Origin of the sequence: Ensifer sp. KUDG1, assembly GCF_050434285.1 — a bacterium.
Lineage (GTDB): Bacteria > Pseudomonadota > Alphaproteobacteria > Rhizobiales > Rhizobiaceae > Ensifer.
In genome coordinates, this window is the sequence record NZ_JBNDIG010000011.1 from 270,096 (window position 1) to 288,402 (window position 18,307).

Sequence of the window (18,307 nt, forward strand, 5' to 3'; positions counted from 1 at the left end):
ACTTCGCCAGTGATGATTTGAAACTGGAGGCCGGCGCCGAGGCGACCGGGCGCGTTCCCTTGATGGGAACGAGTGGAGGAGAGAACATGATCAGGAAAATTCTCGTCGCCGCCCTGGCGACATCGCTGGCGCTTGCGAGTTCGGCGGCCGCCTTTGCGCAGGATGCCGGCAAGGTCGGCGTCGTCGTCAAGATCGGCGGCATTCCGTGGTTCAACGCCATGGAGGCCGGCATCAAGGAGCGCGGCCAGAAGCTCGGTATCGACGCCTTCATGGTCGGCCCGACCAGCGCCGACCCGGCGCTGCAGGTGCGCGCCATCGAGGATCTTATCGCCCAAGGCGTGAAGGTTATCGGTGTGGTGCCGAACGACGCCAAGGTGCTGGAGCCGGTGCTGACCAAGGCCAAGGAAAAAGGCATCATCGTCATTACCCATGAATCGCCGAGCCAGAAGGGGGCCGACTGGGACTTCGAGCTCGCATCCTCGACCGGTTTCGGTGAGGCGCATGGCAAGCTGCTCGCCGAAAAGATGGGCGGCAAGGGCGAATATGCCGTCTTCGTCGGCTCGCTGACCGTGCCGCTGCACAATGCCTGGGCCGATGCGGCGATCGCCTACATCAAGAAGAACCATCCGGATATGACGCTGGTCGGCGATCGCTACGGCGTAGCCGAAGACGTCGACAAGAGCCGGTCGACCGCGCTCGACCTGATCTCTGCCCATCCGAACCTGAAAGGCTTCCTTGCCTTCGGCAGCCAGGGCCCGATCGGCGCTGGCCGCGCCGTTGAAGAGCGCCGCAAGGTCGGCGAGATCTTCGTGCTCGGTCCCTTCTCTCCCGGCCAGGGCCAGAAGCTGGTGAAGTCCGACGCGATCTCCGGCGGCTTCATGTGGAATCCGAAGCAGGCCGGCGAAGTCTTCGTCACGCTTGCCGACAAGCTGATGAAGGGCGAAGAGGTCAAGGACGGTGACGAGATCGAAGGTCTCGGCAAGGTCAAGCCGGACTTCGAAAACCGCAACATCATCGTTGACCAGCTCGTACCGATTAACAAGGACACGGTCGCGGATCTCGCGGCCATGGGCCTCTGAAAACCCGAGTTTAAGGGTTCTCCCGGCTGCTGGGCCGGCTTCGGCCGGCCTGGCAAGTCCCTCAACCGTACCGGAGCCGGATGAGGAAAGGTGTTTGCGGTTCTGCCCGCATCCTGCTCGGACTTAACGTGATTTAGGGGCAGTCCATGCACCAGCTTGCGACCGCGGGAGGAGGCGAGACGCCGCTTCTGTCCCTCAGCGATATCAACATGACGTTCGGTGGGGTTCGCGCGCTCAAGAATGTGAGCTTCGACGTCCGCCCGGGCGAGGTTCATTGCCTTGCCGGCGAAAACGGCTGCGGCAAGAGCACACTGATCAAGATCATCACCGGCGTCTACCGCCCCGCCGATGGCGCCTCGATCGAGTTCGATGGCGAAACCTATTCCCACATGTCGCCGGTGACCGCGCAGGACCGCGGCATCCAGGTGATCTGGCAGGATCTGGCGCTGTTTCCCGAGATGAGCGTCGCCGAAAACATTGCCTTCCAGACGGTGCTCGGCCGCTGGCCGAAGCTCGTTGACTATGGCCGCATGCGCCAGATCGCGACCGACGCGCTCGCCCGTCTTGGCGTGACGCTCGATGTCGACCTGCCTCTCAAGGAATATGCGATTGCCCAGCGCCAGATCGTGGCGATCGCCCGGGCGCTGGTCGGCGAGGCGAGGCTCGTCTTCATGGACGAGCCGACCGCGTCGCTGACGCAGTCGGAAACCGACCATCTGCTCGATATCGTTCGCGGGCTCTCCGCCTCCGGTGTTGCCGTCGTCTTCGTCAGCCACCGGCTTGCCGAGGTCTTGGAAATTTCAAGCCGCATTACGGTCTTGCGCGATGGTGCCCTGGTCGGCGTCTATCCGGCCACCGGCATGACCCAATCGCGCATCACCGAACTGATGACCGGCAAGACCTTCGACCAGCAGGTGCGAGCGAAATCCCGCGACGGGCAGCCCGTCGTGCTCGAGGTCAAGGGGCTCTCTCGCCCGGGCCAGTTCGAGGATATCTCGCTCACGGTCAGGCGTGGTGAAACGCTTGGAATTACCGGCCTGCTCGGCGCTGGGCGCACCGAACTGGCGCTGACGCTTTTCGGCATGCTGAAGCCGGCATCCGGCACCATTGCGCTTGAAGGCAAGTCGGTCCGCTTTTCCTCCAACCGCGATGCGATCGCGGCGGGCGTCGCCTATCTCTCGGAGGACCGGCTGTCGCTCGGCCTCATCCAGCCGCAGTCGATTGCCGACAACCTCGTCATCAGCTCGCTCGACAAGATCCTTTCGGGCGGTCTGCTTTCCGAGGATCGCAAGCGCAGCCTTGTCGGTCGCTGGATCGCCGATCTCGGCGTCAAGATCGGGCTGCAGCAGGACGCGATCTCGACGCTTTCCGGCGGCAACCAGCAGCGCGTGGCGATCGCCAAGTGGCTGGCAACCGATCCGAAGCTCCTGATCCTCGACGCCCCGACTGTCGGCGTCGATGTTGGCGCGCGTGCCGGCATCTTCGACATCGTCGCGCGGCTTGCCGAGACCGGCCTTGCGATCATCCTCATCTCCGACGAGGTGCCGGAGGTCTATTTCAACGCCGATCGCGTGCTGCACATGGCGCAGGGCCGCATCGTCGGCAGCTATGATCCGCGCAGCGCTTCGCTCGCCGAGATCGAAGGAGCGGTCTATGCGTAGCTTCGTCCGCACCCACGCGACGGAAGTGTCGCTGCTTGCCGTCATCATCGCGATCAGCGCCGTGCTGTCGGTCTCGACCGCCAACTTCTTCTCGCTCGGCAACGCTTTTGACCTGCTGAACATCAGCTCGGTCAACATCATCTTCGCCGTCGGCCTGCTCGTCGTGCTGATCGCCGGTGGCATCGATATCTCCTTCGCCGTCGCCGCCTCGGTCGTGCAATACGGTACGGCCATTGCTCTTGGATGGATTGGCGGCGGAGGCTGGATCTCGGGGCTCCTGATCGCGGGCTCGCTCGGCATCCTGCTCGGCGCCATCAACGCCTTCCTGATCCATCGCTTCCGGGTGATCTCGATCGTCGCGACGATCTCCACCTTCAACATCTACTTCGGCCTGTTGATGTTCTTCACCAAGGGCGTGTCGATTTACGACCTGCCGGACTGGTTGACGGACCGCGTCATCCTGTTCGAACACGAAATGCCGGATGGGACCTGGATCGAAATCACGCTTCCGGTGCTGGTGATGGTGCTCTGCGTCATCGCCACCTGGGTGCTGATCACCCGCACCACCACCGGCCGCCAGCTCTATGCCTTCGGCGACAATCCCGAGGGTGCGCGCCGCTTCGGCATCAATATCGGCGCCATGCAGTTCATCGCCTTCGGTTGGCTCGGTCTGATGGCCGGGATCGGCGGGCTCATCCAGGCGCACTATGCGCAGGAGGTGGTGCCGAACGCGCTCTATGGTCGCGAACTCGACGTGCTTGCGGCGGTCGTCCTTGGCGGCGCGCGGCTTGGCGGCGGCAAGGGCTCGGTGCTCGGCTGCGTGCTCGGCGTGCTTCTGATCTCGATCACCCAGAACGGCCTCAACCTGATGGGCGTCTCGCCCTTCGCCTTCAAGATGATCATCGGTGCCATCATCCTCGTGGCGATCACGCTCTCCAACACCCGCATCGAAAGGCTTCTGCCTTTCGTCAGCCAGAAAGGAGCCGGACGATGAGCGCGATTGTCGACCGCGTGAAGACCTTCATCGGCCCGGAGATGGCCGGGCCGGGGCTGGCTTTTCTCGCCGTGATGCTGGTCTTCGGCACCGCCTCGCCGCAGTTCCTCAGCGCAGCCACCTTCGGCTCCGTCGCCTTCCAGCTTCCGGAGCTTGGCCTGCTGACGCTCGCCATGCTGCTGCCGATCCTGACCGGCGGGCTCAATCTTGCGATCACCTTCACGGCCAACATCGCTGGGCTGACGCTTGCCTGGGTGCTGCAGGCAAACGGCGGTGTGGAGGCAGGCCCGGGCGCCTTCCTGCTCGGTTCGGTGCTCGCCATTCTCGTTGGTGCGGCAAGTGGCGTGGTCATGGGGCTGGTGATCGCCTTTACCCGCGCGCATCCGATCCTCGTCTCGCTGTCGATGATGATCTTCCTGCGTGGCCTCGGCGAGTTCCTGACGCGTGGCGGCGACGTCTCGGGCTTCCCGTCCTTCCTCGGCCCGCTCGGCCACGGGTCGTTTCTCGGCGTGCCGATCCCGCTCGTCGTCTTCATCGTCTGCGTGCTCGCCTGGCACGTGCTGCTCACCCGCACCAAGCTCGGTTTCAACACCTACATGATCGGCTCCAATCTCGAGGCGACGCGATATTCCGGCATCAACACTCGTAAGGTGATCGTGCTCGTCTATGCGCTCTCCGGCGCCATGTGTGCAATTGCCGGGATCATCATGCTGGCGCGCTTTAACTCCGTGCGCATCGGCCACGGCGAAAGCTACCTGTTGATCACGGTGCTCGCCTGCTTCCTCGGCGGCGTCAATCCGTTCGGCGGCTTCGGGCGGGTCATTCCGGTCTTCGTCGCCCTGGTGGTGCTGCAGCTTCTCTCCTCCGGCCTCAACCTCGTCGGGGCCAACCAGCATCTGGCGACCGCCGTCTGGGGATTGCTGCTCGCCGGCGTCATGGTGCTGCGCTTCATCGCCACCAAATTCAAGATTTCATTTGTCAGAAAGGAAACATGACCATGCAGGGTTTTGGCGTCCATACGAGCATGTGGACCATGAATTGGGATCGCCCGGGTGCCGAGCGCGCCGTTGCGGCGGCGGTGAAATACGGCGTCGACTTCATCGAGATCCCGATGCTCAATCCGCCGGCGGTCGATACCGCCCACACCAAGGCGCTGCTTGAGAAACACAAGCTGCGTGCCGTCTGCTCGCTCGGCCTGCCGGAGCGCGCCTGGGCGTCCGTTCGCCCGGATGCCGCGATCGAGCATCTGAAGGTGGCGATCGACAAGACGGCCGATCTCGGCGGTGAGGCACTGTCCGGCGTCATCTATGGCGGCATCGGCGAGCGCACTGGCGTGCCGCCGACCGAAGCCGAATACGACAACATTGCCCGTGTGTTGCAGGCCGCCGCCAAGCACGCGAAGACGCGTGGCATCGAGCTCGGCGTCGAGGCGGTCAACCGCTACGAGAACCACCTGATCAACACCGGCTGGCAGGCGGTCGATATGATCAAGCGGGTCGGCGCCGACAACGTCTTCGTCCACCTCGACACCTACCACATGAACATCGAGGAAAAGGGCATCGGCACCGGCATTCTCGATGCCCGCGACTTCATCAAATACATTCACCTGTCCGAAAGCGATCGCGGCACGCCCGGCTACGGCAACTGCGCCTGGGACGAGATTTTCGCGACGCTGGCCGCGATCGGCTTCAAGGGCGGTCTCGCGATGGAAAGCTTCATCAACATGCCGCCGGAAGTCGCCTACGGCCTCGCCGTCTGGCGGCCGGTCGCCAGGGACGAGGAGGAGGTCATGGGCAACGGTCTGCCGTTCCTCAGGAACAAGGCGAGGCAATACGGATTGATCTAGGCGGGCGCGCTTTCGGCGCCGTCTCGATCAGGACGGAGGGTTGCAGCATGGCAGTTTCAGCGGATGCGGACACGGGGACGGTTGCCGTCCTTGACGTCGGCAAGACCAATGTGAAGCTGAACGCGGTCACATCAGACGGTTTCGTCCTGGAAACGCTGAGCGTCGCCAACCCGGTGCTGCCAGGCCCACCCTGGCGGCATCACGATCTCGAAAGCCTCGGCGAATGGATCTTCGCCAGTCTCGCAGATCTTGGTCGCCGCCATCCGCTGCAAACCTTCGTCGCCGCCGGTCACGGGTCCGGCGGCGTACTCGTTGGCGACGACCCGGATATGGCCGCTGGCGCCGCTCTGCCGATGATTGATTACGAGCAGCCGGTGCCGGAGAAAATCCAGCTCGGCTACGCGCCGCTCTCCGGCTCGTTTTTCGACCGCGGCAGCGCGACGATGCACAGCGCCACCCATCAGGCGCGCCAACTCTACTGGATGCAGGAGCATGCGCCCGATGCCGTCGCCACCGCGCGCTGGTATCTCGGCCTGCCGCAATATTGGGCGTGGCGGCTGTCGGGCGTTGCTGCGTCCGAGGCGAGCCTGCTCGGCGCGCAATCGCATCTCTGGAATGTCGCCGAACGCCGCTTCGCGCCCATTGTCGGGACACGCGGCTGGCGGAGCCTGATGCCGGATTTTGCCGATGCCTGGCAGGTCCTCGGTTCTGCTCGTCCCGAGCTTGTCCGGCGCCACGGGTTGCCGGAAGGCTTGGCGGTGCTTACGGGCGGTCACGACAGCAGCCTCAACCACTATCGTTATCACGCCGGCGGGCTCAACGATTTCATCGTCGTTTCGACCGGAACCTGGATCGTCGGCTTTTCCGGTCGCACGGCTCTTGACCGGCTCGACGAGCACCGCGGCATGACGCTGAACAGCGACGTCTTCGGGCGCCCGCTCGGCGGCGTGCTCACCATGGGCGGCCGAGAGTTCTCCCATGTGGCGGGCCGCGAACCGCCGGGCGCTGCGGTGCCTGACGACGTCGTTCTCGGTCTGATCGCCAAGCGCACCATGGCGCTGCCGTCCTTCGGCGACGATGATGGCCTCTTTCCCGGAAGTGCCGGTCGCGGTCGTATCAGCGGGCCGCCGCCGGAAACGCCGATCGAACGCAAGGCGCTGGCGCTACTCTATTGCGCGCTTCTGACGGCGGAGTGTGTGGAAGCGCTGGGGCCGGGGCCGCTGGTCGTACTCGACGGAAGCTTCCTTCGCGATCCGCTCTATGCCCGTCTCGTCGCCGCACTCATGCCGAACCGGCGGGTGCGCTACAATCTCGATGCCTATGGCGTAGCCTCCGGCGCCGCGCTGCTTGCAAATGAGGGCCGGCGCCAGCGCCCGGCGCCGCTTTCGCTCGCCGATCCCGGCGACGTGTCTCACCTCTCGCCTGCTGTCGCCGTCTATGCGTCGCAATGGCGAGCCCGCGCCCGGGCCGGGCACAACAATGGTTTCAGTCGCGACTTCGAAAGGACATATCGATGACCAAGGCCGACACTCTGTCGCTCCGCCGCGAGATGGTGGACATCTGCCGCCGCATGAACTCGAACGGCATCAACCAGGGCACGGCGGGCAACATTTCCGTTCGCACCGAGACCGGTTTCCTGGTCACGCCGTCGTCGCTGCCCTATGAGACGATGCAGCCCGAAGACCTGGTCGAAATGGATTTCGACGGTACCTACGCAGGTCTTCGCCCGTCGTCCGAATGGCGTTTCCACCGCGATATTCTGCGGGAGCGCACCGATATCAACGTCGTGCTGCATTGCCATTCGGTCTATGCGACCACGCTTGCCTGCCACCACAAGACCATTCCAAGCTTCCACTACATGACTGGCATTGCCGGCGGCACCACGATCCGCTGCGCGGAATATGCGACCTTCGGCACCCAAGCGCTGTCCGACAATGCGCTGGTGGCGTTGAAGGACCGCACCGCCTGCCTGCTTGGCCAGCACGGCCAGATCTCGCTTGGTAAGACGCTCGAAGGCGCTCTTTGGCTCGCGATCGAGATCGAAACCCTGTCGCGCATGTATGTGCAGGCGCTGACGCTCGGCGAGCCGCCGGTTCTGCCCGACGACGAGATGGAGCGCGTCATCGCCCAGATGCGCCGCATGAGCTACGGGCAGGCCCCGGATGACGAGGGCGTCAACGATCTCGCCCGCCCGCGCGAGGCGGTTTGAGGTCGTCCGGGGACGTGTCGCTGAAGAGCGCCGGTGCCACTTGAAACAATCGATTTTCAGGGGATGAAACTGCGCGCTTGTGCCCGGTGGCATCTCTGCCCCCATACTTCGCGGGTTTGCGAAATGGGGTGAATCAACTAATGCTCAGCCATGATGCAACGATATCTGAGTCGGAGATTCGGCACGTCGGAGAGACGGCTGCGCCCTGCACGAGGTTGGCGTGTGGCTGCAGTGTCGCTGGTGGCCGCGACCGTGCTGTCGGGCTGCAACACGCGCCAGGACGTCGGCACGCCGACCGGTAGCATCATGGTTCCCTCGGAAAACGCGCTGATCCTGCCGCCGCCCGGCGGACCTGCAGTGCTGAACGTCGTCGAACGGCGCAGCACCAACGCGATCGAGCAGGATATCTATCTTTACACCTCGGCGGCGACCCCGGGTCAGAACCTGCTGCGGGCCAAGTTCTTCGGCCCGATGAACGCCAAGTTCGACCAGCAGTCGCGCTCGAACTATGCCGGTGTGCGCGACAACAAGATGATGGCTGAGGCGCGCCGGGCGCTGCCCGGCGTTTCGTTGTCGCTCAACCCATATTTCCTGCAGAACAATTACGGCCCGTTCGGCTATGCCTTCGGTCAGGGCCGAGGGAACGACGCCTGCATCTTTGCCTGGCAGCAGATCCGCCAGGCGGAGAACCACCGTTCGCCGCTCAAGGGTTACGGCACGATCCAGGTGCGGCTGCGCTATTGCGCGGCAGGCGCCAGCGAGACCGAGCTTCTGGCCCCGGTCTACGGCTACACGATCACCGGCACCTTCGGCGACCCCGCCTGGAACCCCTATGGCGCCCCGCCGCCGCTGGAGGCGGGTCTCGGCCGAACCGGCAGCCCGATTTATCGCAAGGAAGAGGCAGCGCCCGACAGCGCGCCGGCAGTGGTCATCAGGCGCCAGGCGCAGCCGGTGGCGCGACGCGAGGTCACCAGCGTCCCGGCCCGCGTCGAGCAGCCTGTTGTCGCGCCCACCGCGGTAACGTCGATCCCGGTTCCGCAACCGGACGGGACCGTCTCGGTGCCGCAGGCGCAGGTAGGCACCAGGGCGCAACCACTGCCGAACGTGATCGTGCCGGCTCCGGCATGCGCAGGGCAGCAGGCCGGAGGAGCCTGCCCTTAATCGACCGCTAACCATCCTTTGTTATGGGCTGGTGTCGGTAGGGGAGACTCGGTCGAATATGGGTCGGGCAATACCAGTGGCATGATGCCGAACGCTGGAAGGCAAATGTATGAGCAGGATCGGATCGGTTGCGGCTTGGGCGTTTTTTTCGCTTTGCGTGATGGCGGTCATCACGCTGCCGGTGAACCTCCAGACGCAGCTCATCGTTAGCGTTCTCATCGTTACCTTCATGGCCGTGCTCAAGCTTGCCAATGCCGGCGGCCGCTGGCGGCTGATCGCGCTCGCCTTTGGCACAGCGATCGTGCTGCGCTACGTTTACTGGCGCACGACGAGCACGCTGCCGCCACTCAACCAGCTTGAAAACTTCATTCCGGGCTTCCTGCTCTATCTCGCTGAAATGTACAGCGTGATGATGCTGTCGCTCAGCCTGTTCGTGGTGGCGATGCCGTTGCCGCCGCGTAAAGCGAGCTCGATTTCTCCCGGCAAGTTTCCGAAGGTCGACGTCTTCGTGCCGTCCTACAACGAGGACGCGGGCCTGCTCGCCAATACCTTGGCGGCCGCAAAGGCGATGGATTATCCGGCCGACAAGCTGACGGTGTGGCTGCTCGACGACGGCGGCACGCTGCAGAAGCGCAATTCGGCAAACCTCGTCGAAGCGCAGCGCGCATCCGCCCGCAATGCCGAACTGCAGGCGCTCTGCGACGATCTCGGCGTGCGCTATCTCACGCGCGAGCGCAACGAGCACGCCAAGGCCGGCAACCTCAACAACGGCATGCTGCACTCCGACGGCGAGCTGATCGCGGTCTTCGACGCCGACCACGCGCCGGCGCGCGACTTCCTGCTGGAGACCGTGGGCTATTTCGAACAGGACCCGAAGCTGTTCCTGGTGCAGACGCCGCACTTCTTCCTCAACCCGGACCCGCTCGAGCGCAACCTGCGCACCTTCGAGAAGATGCCGAGCGAGAACGAGATGTTCTACGGCATCATCCAGCGCGGTCTCGACAAGTGGAATGCCGCCTTCTTCTGCGGCTCGGCCGCCGTTCTGCGCCGCAAGGCGCTGGAGGACACCGAAGGCTTCAGCGGCATGAGCATCACCGAGGATTGCGAAACGGCGCTGGCGCTGCACGGACGCGGCTGGAACAGCATCTATGTCGACCGCCCGCTGATCGCCGGCCTGCAGCCGGCGACCTTTGCCAGCTTCATCGGCCAGCGCAGCCGCTGGGCGCAGGGGATGATGCAGATCCTCATCTTCCGCTTCCCGCTGTTTAAGGGCGGCCTGTCGATCCCGCAGCGGCTTTGCTACATGTCGTCGACGCTGTTCTGGCTGTTCCCGATCCCGCGGACGATTTTCCTTTTCGCACCGCTCTTCTATCTGTTCTTCGACCTTGAGATCTTCACGGCGTCTGGCGGCGAGTTCCTCGCCTATACGCTGGCCTACATGGTCGTAAACCTGATGATGCAGAACTATCTCTACGGCTCGTTCCGCTGGCCCTGGATCTCCGAACTCTACGAGTTCGCCCAGACGGTGCATCTGCTGCCGGCGGTCATCTCGGTGCTGCTGCGGCCGAGCCGGCCGACCTTCAAGGTGACGGCGAAGGATGAATCGATCCTCGAAAGCCGGCTCTCCGAGATCGCCCGGCCGTTCTTCGTCATCTTCGCGGTGCTTTTCGTTGCCCTGCTGATGACGGTCTACCGGGTCTACACCGAGCCCTACAAGGCAGACGTGACGCTCGTCGTCGGCGGCTGGAACCTCCTGAACCTGATCATGGCCGGCTGCGTGCTCGGTGTCGTCTCGGAACGCGGCGAACGGGCAGCCTCCCGGCGCGTCAAGGTCAGCCGCCGCTGCGAGTTCGGGGTCGCCGACAAATGGTATCCGGCAACGATCGAGGACGTTTCGGCCAACGGCGCGCGGGTCCAGGTCTATGGCATCGATGCATCGACGATGCCGACCGACACCGAGGGCGGCATCCGCTTCGAGCCCTACAGCGGCAGCGGCGGGGTCGAAACACTGCCGGTCGCGATCAGGAACAAGGAGATTGCCGGCGATATTACCGTCATAGGCTGCCGCTACCTGCCGCAGGTCGCTCGCCATCACGGTCTGGTCGCAGACCTGATCTTTGCCAATTCGCGGCAATGGAGCGAGTTCCAAAGCGCGCGGCGCGGTAATCCGGGCCTTGTGCGCGGAACGCTCTGGTTCCTCTGGCTGGCGCTCTATCAGACGAGCCGCGGCATGATCTATTTCCTTCGCAGCCTGCGCGGCTCCGAGGCGCAGAAGGAGGGGGCTTGATGCTCAGGCGCCTCGTTCTCCCGGCCCTCTTGCTTGCGGGCCTTGCAACCGGCGTGTCTGCGCAGCCTTCGCCTTTCGACATGTCCGGCGAGCGCCCGGCGGATGCCCCGATCCTGCAGCCGCCGGCAGACACCGGAAGCAACGCCGGGCCGGCAGAGCCCATGGTCACGCTCAAGCCGCCGGACGACTTCAAGCGCTTCATCATTCCGTTCAGCGCGTTGTCGCTGACCGGCGAGGTCGATGAGCGCACCTGGTCCGTCTATCTGACGCCGGCACAGGCGCAATCGGCTGCCTCGCTCAATTTCGCCTATCAGAACGCAATCGTCGTTGCGCCGGAAGCGTCGACACTGTCGATTTTCGTCAACGGCGAGCTGGCCGGCGAAAAGGCGATCGGCTCGGCGGAGGCAGCCACGCCGCTGAGCTACGACCTGAAGCCCGGGCTGCTGCGTGCCGGCTCAAACGACATTCGCGTCAAGGTTCGCCAGCGCCACCGCACGGACTGCACGGTCGAATCGACCTATGAGCTGTGGACCGAGATCGCGCCGGAATCGGCCTTCATCCGCTTTGCCTCCGGCGATAGCGCGACGCTTTCCAGCCTCGACGACGTGCGCGCCGTCGGCCTCGACGCGCGCGGCCGGACCCAGTTCAACCTGGTCGTTCCCGGCCTCCAGCAGCCGAGCCGTACTGCGGCGCTGATGCGGCTTGCGCAAGGTTTGGCGCTGCGCGGACAGATGCCCGCCCAGGAATTCGCTCTCAGCGAGACCATGCCTGAACTCGCAAAACCCGGGCAGATGACGGCACTCGTCGGCACGGCCGAGGAAGTGACGCCTTTCCTCGAACGCCCGCCGGAAGGCGCGTCGAGCGGTCCGGTCGCCATGTTCGTGCGCGACGGCAAGACGAAGTCGTCGGTGCTGGTGATCAGCGGTCCGGACTGGTCCGCGGTGCAGGAGGCGATCGAGGGGATCACGCAGCCCATGGACCGCCCGAGCAACGTGCCGCGCGACGTCATCGCCACCGGGCGCTGGCAGCTGCCGGAGACGCCGCTGGTCGTGACGCATGCGCGCCTGCGCTTCTCCGAACTCGGGGTCGAGACCAGCGAATTTACGGGCCGGCGCTTTCGCACGCGTTTTTCCGTCGCCGTACCGTCGGACTTCTATGCCGATGCCTATGGCGATGCGACGCTTTTGCTCGACGCCGCCTACACGGAAGCCGTGCTTCCGGGCAGCCACATCGACATCTACATCAACGGCAACATCGCATCGACGATCCCGCTGAATTCGGCCAACGGCGACATTCTGCGCCACCTGCCGATCAAGGTAACGATGCGGCATTTCAAACCCGGTCCGAACCTGATCGAGATCGAGGCGGTGCTCTCCGCCGAGCCGGACAAGGCCTGCGCGCCGGGAACGCCTGCTTCCAACGATCCGCGCTTCGCGCTCTTCGATACGTCCGAATTGAGGATGCCGGATTTCGCGCGCATCGGCCGCCGGCCGAATATCGCCGCGATTTCGGGTGCTGCCGCCCCCTATCGCAGCGATAGCGCCGCCGTTCCGCTTTTCCTCGATCGTGCCGACGAAGACACGCTGTCGGCCGCCGCGACCTTCCTTGCCCGCCTGGCCGTTGCCGGCGGCAGGCCGCTGTTGATGGAGGTGATCACCTCGCCGCTTGCGGCCGGCAGCCGCAATGCGATCTTCATCGGCGCCATGCCGCAGCTACCGAAGACGGTGCTGACGCAGGTCGGTATCGATCCTGCCCGGCAGATGTCCTGGGGCAATGCGGAGGACACCGGCCGTCCTGACGACACGCAGAAGGCCATCGACGAGTGGCGCACGCGCCTGAGCGGCGGCGCCTGGCGCAACCAGGTCACGGGGTTCCAGACCTGGGTGAAGCAGGAGTTCGACATTTCGCTGAGTTCGCTGCGCATCCTGCCCGAAGCGCAAGCCGCCTATGTTCCGCCGGAAAGCGCTGGCCTGGTGATCGCGCAAGGGGCCAACCCGAGCGACGACGCGACCTGGACGCTGCTGACGGCGCCAACCGGCAAGCGCCTGCGCGAGGGCACGGCGGCGATCGCCGACGTCACGCGCTGGCAGCAGCTTGCCGGACGGGTCTCGGCCTATGAGCCGGCGACGGACAAGATCGAGGCGACGCCGGTCGCCGGCTTCGATTTCGTCCAGACGCAGCCGCCGTCGCTCACCAACTACCGCCTGATCTTTGCCAACTGGCTGTCCAGCAACATCATGGTCTATGCTCTGCTCTTGATCGTGCTGTCGGTGCTTCTGGGGCTGGCGACATCCTCGATGCTGACCCGCCTGGGGCGGCGCCAATGAGGTGGCGGGCCGCGCTCCTCGCCGGATTGCTTGCGCTGCTGCTGCCGATGGCAGCCGGCGCCGACGCACAGGGGGGCTCGGTGAAGGCTGGCGAATGGGACCAGTACAAGGCGCGGTTCCTCGATTCCGGCGGTCGGATCATCGACGACGCCAATGGCAATGTCAGCCATAGCGAGGGGCAGGGCTATGGCCTGCTGCTCGCCGTGCTCGCCGAAAACCCGGCCGACTTCGCGCTGATCTGGTCGTTCACGCGCCGCGAGCTGTTGCTGCGGGACGATGGACTGGCGGCCTGGAAGTGGAGTGCCAGCGAAACACCGCACATTATCGACATCAACAATGCCACCGACGGCGATATCCTGATCGCCTATGCGCTGGTGCTTGCCGGTGAACGCTGGAAGCGGGAAGACTATCTGCAGGCGGCGTCGCGGATCGCCAAGGCCATCCTCGACAACACCCTGCTCGACCATGGCGGGCGAACCTTGCTGTTGCCCGGCGTTACGGGCTTCGGCACGACCGATCGTCCCGATGGCCCGGTCGTCAATCCGTCCTATTGGATCTTCGAGGCTTTTCCGGCCCTTGATCGGGTGGCGCCGTCGCCGCGCTGGAAGGCGCTCTCGGATGACGGCCTGGCCTTGATCAATGCTTTGCAATCAGGCCCGAGAAAGATGCCGGCCGACTGGGTCAGCCTGCGTACGATGCCGAAGCCGGCCCAGGGCTTTCCGGCCGAGTTCGGCTACAATGCCTTGCGCATCCCTCTCTACCTCGCCCGGGCCGACATGGGTGGCCGCGATCTGATGGTGCGGCTGCGGGCGGGAATGGCCGGCGACAACGACGCATTGGTCCTCAGCGACGTCTCCACGGGGGCGGTTCAAACCAGCCTCACGGACCCCGGTTATCGATTTGTTAACCATATTCTGGCCTGTGTCTTGGACAGGGTCCCGATACCCGACAGCGTCAAGGTGTTCAGCCCGACGCAATATTACCCTTCCACGCTGCACCTGTTGGGGTTGTCTTACGTGAGGGAGAAGCGTCCGGAGTGTCTATGAAGTCCTCAATCGTTGCCATTGCCGCTGTGATGACTACGGCGATCGGGGTTGCCGGACTGACCGATGGCGGCTTCTTGCGCCAGGACAACAAGAAACTCGGCAGCTTGGCCGGCGAGAGCCAGGAGGCGCCCGCCGTCGGCGGCGGTGCCGGCCAGGGTGCTCGCGGTGCGCCGCCGCAATTTACCGAGGTGGCCCAGGCAGACAGGCCGTCGGAGGAAGCACAAAGCGCAAGCAAGCCGCAGCCGGTCGTCGACGAATCGGCGCTTCGCTACTTTGCCGCCAAGGGCGATACGGCGCGGCTGCAGGCGGAAATCTCGCGTCTGCGCTCGCTTTATCCCGACTGGGTTCCGCCCGCCGATCCGCTGGCCGTGCCGCGCAACAACGACGTCGCGCTCGAAACCATGTGGCGGCTCTATTCTGAAGGGCGCTACGCCGAAGTGCGCAAGGCGATCGCCGAGCGTCAGGCGAAGGAGGCCGCTTGGCAGCCGCCGTCGGACCTGCTTGAGCGCCTCAATGTGGCCGAGGCCCGCGCACGGCTGGTGAACGCCTCCGAGCTCAAGCAGTATGAAACCGTGATTTCGATTGCTGCGAGCACGCCGAGCCTTCTGACCTGCTCGGAAGTCGATGTGCTCTGGCATGTGGCGCAGGCCTTTGCCGAGACCAAGCGGCCGGAGCGGGCCCGCGATGCCTATCTCTATGTGCTGAAGAGCTGCGACGACGCGCCGGAACGGCTCGCGACGGTGCAGAAGGCTGCCGCGGTACTGCCCTACGCGACGCTGCAGGATCTGCTCGCGCTGGAGCGCACCACGCCCGAGGGCGTGCCGGAGTTCGAAAGCATCCGCGACGATCTCGCTCGGCGCTTCGTTGCCGAAGGCGACGGAGACAAGACGCTCGCGGTTGATCCCAAGTATGTCCAGCGCGTCGAAAAGCTGGCCGAGACCGGCGGCACGGCAAGCGACGCATTGCTGCTCGGCTGGTATCAGCTGCGCCGCGACAATATGAGCGCCGCCGAGCAATGGTTCCGGCGCGCCCACGACAAGGAAGACAGCGCTTCGGCCGCGCAGGGCCTGGCGCTGACGCTGATCGCGCGCAAGGCTCCGCTTGAGGCTGAGGCCGTGCTCTATCCGTGGCGCGACAGCTCGCCCGACGCGCTTGCGACCTATTTCGCGGCGACGGCCAATCTGCTGGCCATCGATCCGCCGGTCGCCCTCGATGCCGCCGTGCTGGCGCGGATCGCGCAGGAAACGACCAAGGCCCGCGAGCCGGCGACGGCCCAGCAGTTCGGCTGGTATGCGCGCGCCCTCAACCAGCCGGCAACCGCCGCACAGTGGTTTGCAACAGCGCTGCGTTGGAAGCCGGATGACGAGCCGTCGGCCTATGGCCTCGCGCTCAGCCGCGACCAGTTGAACGACAAGGATGGCGTCGTCGAAATCCAGCGTTTGTGGTCGGGCCGCTCCGAACGCATCGCCCGGCTTGGCGAAGTCAAGGAGAAACTCGACGAAGTCAGCCGCGCGCCGCTTCCGACCGCCGAGGTGCAGCAGCGGACGCAACAGCAGTCGGCTGCGCGCACCACCGTCGTCACCGAGGTGGTCGAGCAGCCCGTCGCTCAGAGGCCGCGCATGGGCGGTGTTGTCCAGAAATCGGTGCGCAGCGGCGCTGGCTGCCGCACCACCATCAATCCCGCCGGCATGGCGCCGCAGGCGGCGCTCGCGCGCGGCTGGTGCCTGATGGACCTCAACCGTCCGCTGGAAGCCGCAGAAGCCTTCGAGGTCGCCTTGCAGGCACCTGCGTCGCAGATCCGCGAAGATGCTGCCTATGGCCAGAGCCTGGCCTACCTGCGCGCCGGTCTCACCAACAAGGCGGCGGTGTCGGCGACGAAGTCGACGCAGAGCCGCGGTCGTGTCGACGAGCTGCAGACGGCGATCCTCGCCGACCGTGCCATTGCCGCCTTCAATGCCAATCGCTACCGCGAGGCGATCCTGTTTCTCGATCAGCTCGGGCAGATTTCGCAGCGCCGCCAGGACCTGATGGTGCTGCGCGGCTACGCCTACATGAACCTCAAGTACCACGCGGAAGCGCGGCGCATCTTCGAAGCGCTTGCCGCCACCGGCAATCGCGACGCGATGCAGGGGCTTGCGGCCGTCGACGCCAGCCAGGAAATCTGGCCGAACAAGAACTGATCGTCGATCCCGCGACGTCACGGCGCCTCTTATCGCCGTACCACGAGTGCAACGCCCACCGCCGGACTCGGCGCGAGGGCGCGCCAACCCGTTCGCGCACAGGATGCAATCGGCGGGCGCCTCTGGATTTGCATATCGTGCTTGGCTTTGCCCCTCTTTGGAAGGAAATTAGCGAAACGCGGTGCTATCGTCCGGCCATGTCGCGGCGTTGATATCATTGCATTCGCCGCGATCCGCGTAGAGGATGGAGCGTTATCGTCCGGCCGCTGTGGGAGGAGACCGCACTGGCCGGAACGGTGGGAGGATAGACATGTTTCAGGGCGGATTGAGCTTCGCGCTTGGCGAGGACATCGACGCGTTGCGCGAGAGCGTGCGGCGCTTCGCAACGGACCGTATTGCGCCTTTGGCGGACGAGACCGATCGCAACAACGCCTTTCCGATGCCGCTCTGGCGCGAGATGGGCGAGCTTGGTCTGCTCGGCATCACCGCCGGCGAGGAGCATGGCGGCGCTGCCATGGGCTATCTCGCCCACTGCGTGGCGATGGAAGAGATCAGCCGCGCATCGGCCTCGATCGGCCTTAGCTATGGCGCGCATTCCAATCTCTGCGTCAACCAGATCAACCGCAATGGCAACGACGACCAGAAGGCGCGCTACCTGCCGAAGCTGATTTCCGGCGAGTATGTCGGTGCGCTGGCGATGTCGGAGCCCGGCGCCGGTTCCGACGTCGTGTCGATGACGCTGAAGGCTGATAAGCGCGGCGACCGCTATGTGCTCAACGGCAACAAGATGTGGATCACCAACGGCCCGGATGCCGACGTGCTCGTCGTCTACGCCAAAACCGATCCGACCGCCGGCCCGCGCGGCATAACCGCCTTTCTCGTCGAGAAAGGCTATGCCGGCTTTTCGACCGGCCAGAAGCTCGACAAGCTCGGCATGCGCGGCTCCAACACCTGCGAGCTGATCTTCAAGGACTGCGAAGTGCCGGAAGAAAACGTGCTCGGCACCATCGGCGGCGGCGTGCGGGTGCTGATGTCGGGGCTCGACTATGAGCGCGTCGTGCTGTCGGCCGGGCCGCTCGGCATCATGGCCGCTTGCCTCGATGTGGTTGTCCCCTATCTGCATGAGCGCAAGCAGTTCGGCCAGGCGATCGGCGAGTTCCAGCTGATGCAGGGCAAGCTCGCTGACATGTATGTGACGGCGAATGCGGCGCGCGCCTATGTCTATGCCGTGGCGGCCGCCTGCGATCGCGGCGAGACGACGCGCAAGGATGCCGCTGGCTGCATTCTCTATGCGGCCGAAAAGGCGACGGCACTGGCGCTTGAGGCGATCCAGGCGCTCGGCGGCAACGGCTACACCAACGACTACCCGGCGGGTCGTCTGCTGCGCGACGCCAAGCTCTACGAGATCGGCGCCGGCACCAGCGAGATCCGCCGCATGCTGATCGGGCGGGAGCTGTTCACCGAGACACGGTAGCCGCCGCCAACTGAAACGGCCGAACTCGATCGAAAGAGGACTT

General features: G+C 64.8%; 13 protein-coding genes. All 13 read left to right on the forward strand.

Annotation, left to right across the window (positions count from 1 at the left end):
* Window positions 1-86: 86 nt before the first annotated feature.
* The 13 genes from M2267_RS25220 to M2267_RS25280 all read left to right on the forward strand — a co-directional run bounded on the left by M2267_RS25220 (window position 87) and on the right by M2267_RS25280 (window position 18,264).
* Window positions 87-1,079: an autoinducer 2 ABC transporter substrate-binding protein gene (locus tag M2267_RS25220; protein ID WP_429118280.1), complete on the forward strand. Its 993-nt coding sequence runs from the start codon at window positions 87-89 to the stop codon at window positions 1,077-1,079.
* Between the two features lie 146 nt (window positions 1,080-1,225).
* Window positions 1,226-2,740, forward strand: a complete 1,515-nt coding sequence (locus M2267_RS25225; protein ID WP_429118283.1) for a sugar ABC transporter ATP-binding protein — start codon at window positions 1,226-1,228, stop codon at window positions 2,738-2,740.
* Window positions 2,733-3,734 carry an ABC transporter permease gene (locus tag M2267_RS25230; protein ID WP_060529116.1) on the forward strand — a complete coding sequence of 334 codons (1,002 nt, stop codon included), beginning with the start codon at window positions 2,733-2,735 and terminating at the stop codon, window positions 3,732-3,734. The genes M2267_RS25225 and M2267_RS25230 overlap by 8 nt, the downstream gene beginning before the upstream one ends.
* Entirely contained in the window at window positions 3,731-4,729 is a 999-nt protein-coding gene (locus tag M2267_RS25235; protein ID WP_043614985.1) for an ABC transporter permease, read from the forward strand. The genes M2267_RS25230 and M2267_RS25235 overlap by 4 nt, the downstream gene beginning before the upstream one ends.
* Window positions 4,730-4,731: 2 nt before the next feature.
* Window positions 4,732-5,580 (forward strand): sugar phosphate isomerase/epimerase family protein, encoded by an 849-nt coding sequence (locus M2267_RS25240; RefSeq protein WP_043614988.1) that lies wholly within the window; start codon window positions 4,732-4,734, stop codon window positions 5,578-5,580.
* A gap of 47 nt (window positions 5,581-5,627) precedes the next feature.
* A complete protein-coding gene (locus M2267_RS25245; protein ID WP_429118288.1) occupies window positions 5,628-7,097 on the forward strand; it encodes an FGGY family carbohydrate kinase in 1,470 nt (489 codons plus the stop codon).
* Window positions 7,094-7,789 (forward strand): class II aldolase/adducin family protein, encoded by a 696-nt coding sequence (locus tag M2267_RS25250; protein WP_429118291.1) that lies wholly within the window; start codon window positions 7,094-7,096, stop codon window positions 7,787-7,789. Before M2267_RS25245 ends, M2267_RS25250 begins: the two co-directional genes overlap by 4 nt.
* Window positions 7,790-8,011: 222 nt before the next feature.
* Window positions 8,012-8,950, forward strand: coding sequence for a cellulose biosynthesis protein BcsN (bcsN, locus tag M2267_RS25255; protein ID WP_429118293.1), 939 nt, complete (start codon window positions 8,012-8,014; stop codon window positions 8,948-8,950).
* A gap of 109 nt (window positions 8,951-9,059) precedes the next feature.
* Complete coding sequence (bcsA, locus tag M2267_RS25260) at window positions 9,060-11,237, forward strand: UDP-forming cellulose synthase catalytic subunit (RefSeq protein ID WP_429118295.1); 2,178 nt, start codon at window positions 9,060-9,062, stop codon at window positions 11,235-11,237.
* Window positions 11,237-13,564 (forward strand): cellulose biosynthesis cyclic di-GMP-binding regulatory protein BcsB, encoded by a 2,328-nt coding sequence (locus tag M2267_RS25265; RefSeq protein WP_429118297.1) that lies wholly within the window; start codon window positions 11,237-11,239, stop codon window positions 13,562-13,564. Before bcsA ends, M2267_RS25265 begins: the two co-directional genes overlap by 1 nt.
* Window positions 13,561-14,610, forward strand: a complete 1,050-nt coding sequence (locus M2267_RS25270) for a glycosyl hydrolase family 8 (protein WP_429118300.1) — start codon at window positions 13,561-13,563, stop codon at window positions 14,608-14,610. The genes M2267_RS25265 and M2267_RS25270 overlap by 4 nt, the downstream gene beginning before the upstream one ends.
* Complete coding sequence (locus M2267_RS25275) at window positions 14,607-16,790, forward strand: cellulose synthase (protein ID WP_429118302.1); 2,184 nt, start codon at window positions 14,607-14,609, stop codon at window positions 16,788-16,790. Before M2267_RS25270 ends, M2267_RS25275 begins: the two co-directional genes overlap by 4 nt.
* A 310-nt stretch (window positions 16,791-17,100) precedes the next feature.
* Window positions 17,101-18,264 (forward strand): isovaleryl-CoA dehydrogenase, encoded by a 1,164-nt coding sequence (locus M2267_RS25280; protein WP_429118303.1) that lies wholly within the window; start codon window positions 17,101-17,103, stop codon window positions 18,262-18,264.
* Window positions 18,265-18,307: the final 43 nt, after the last annotated feature.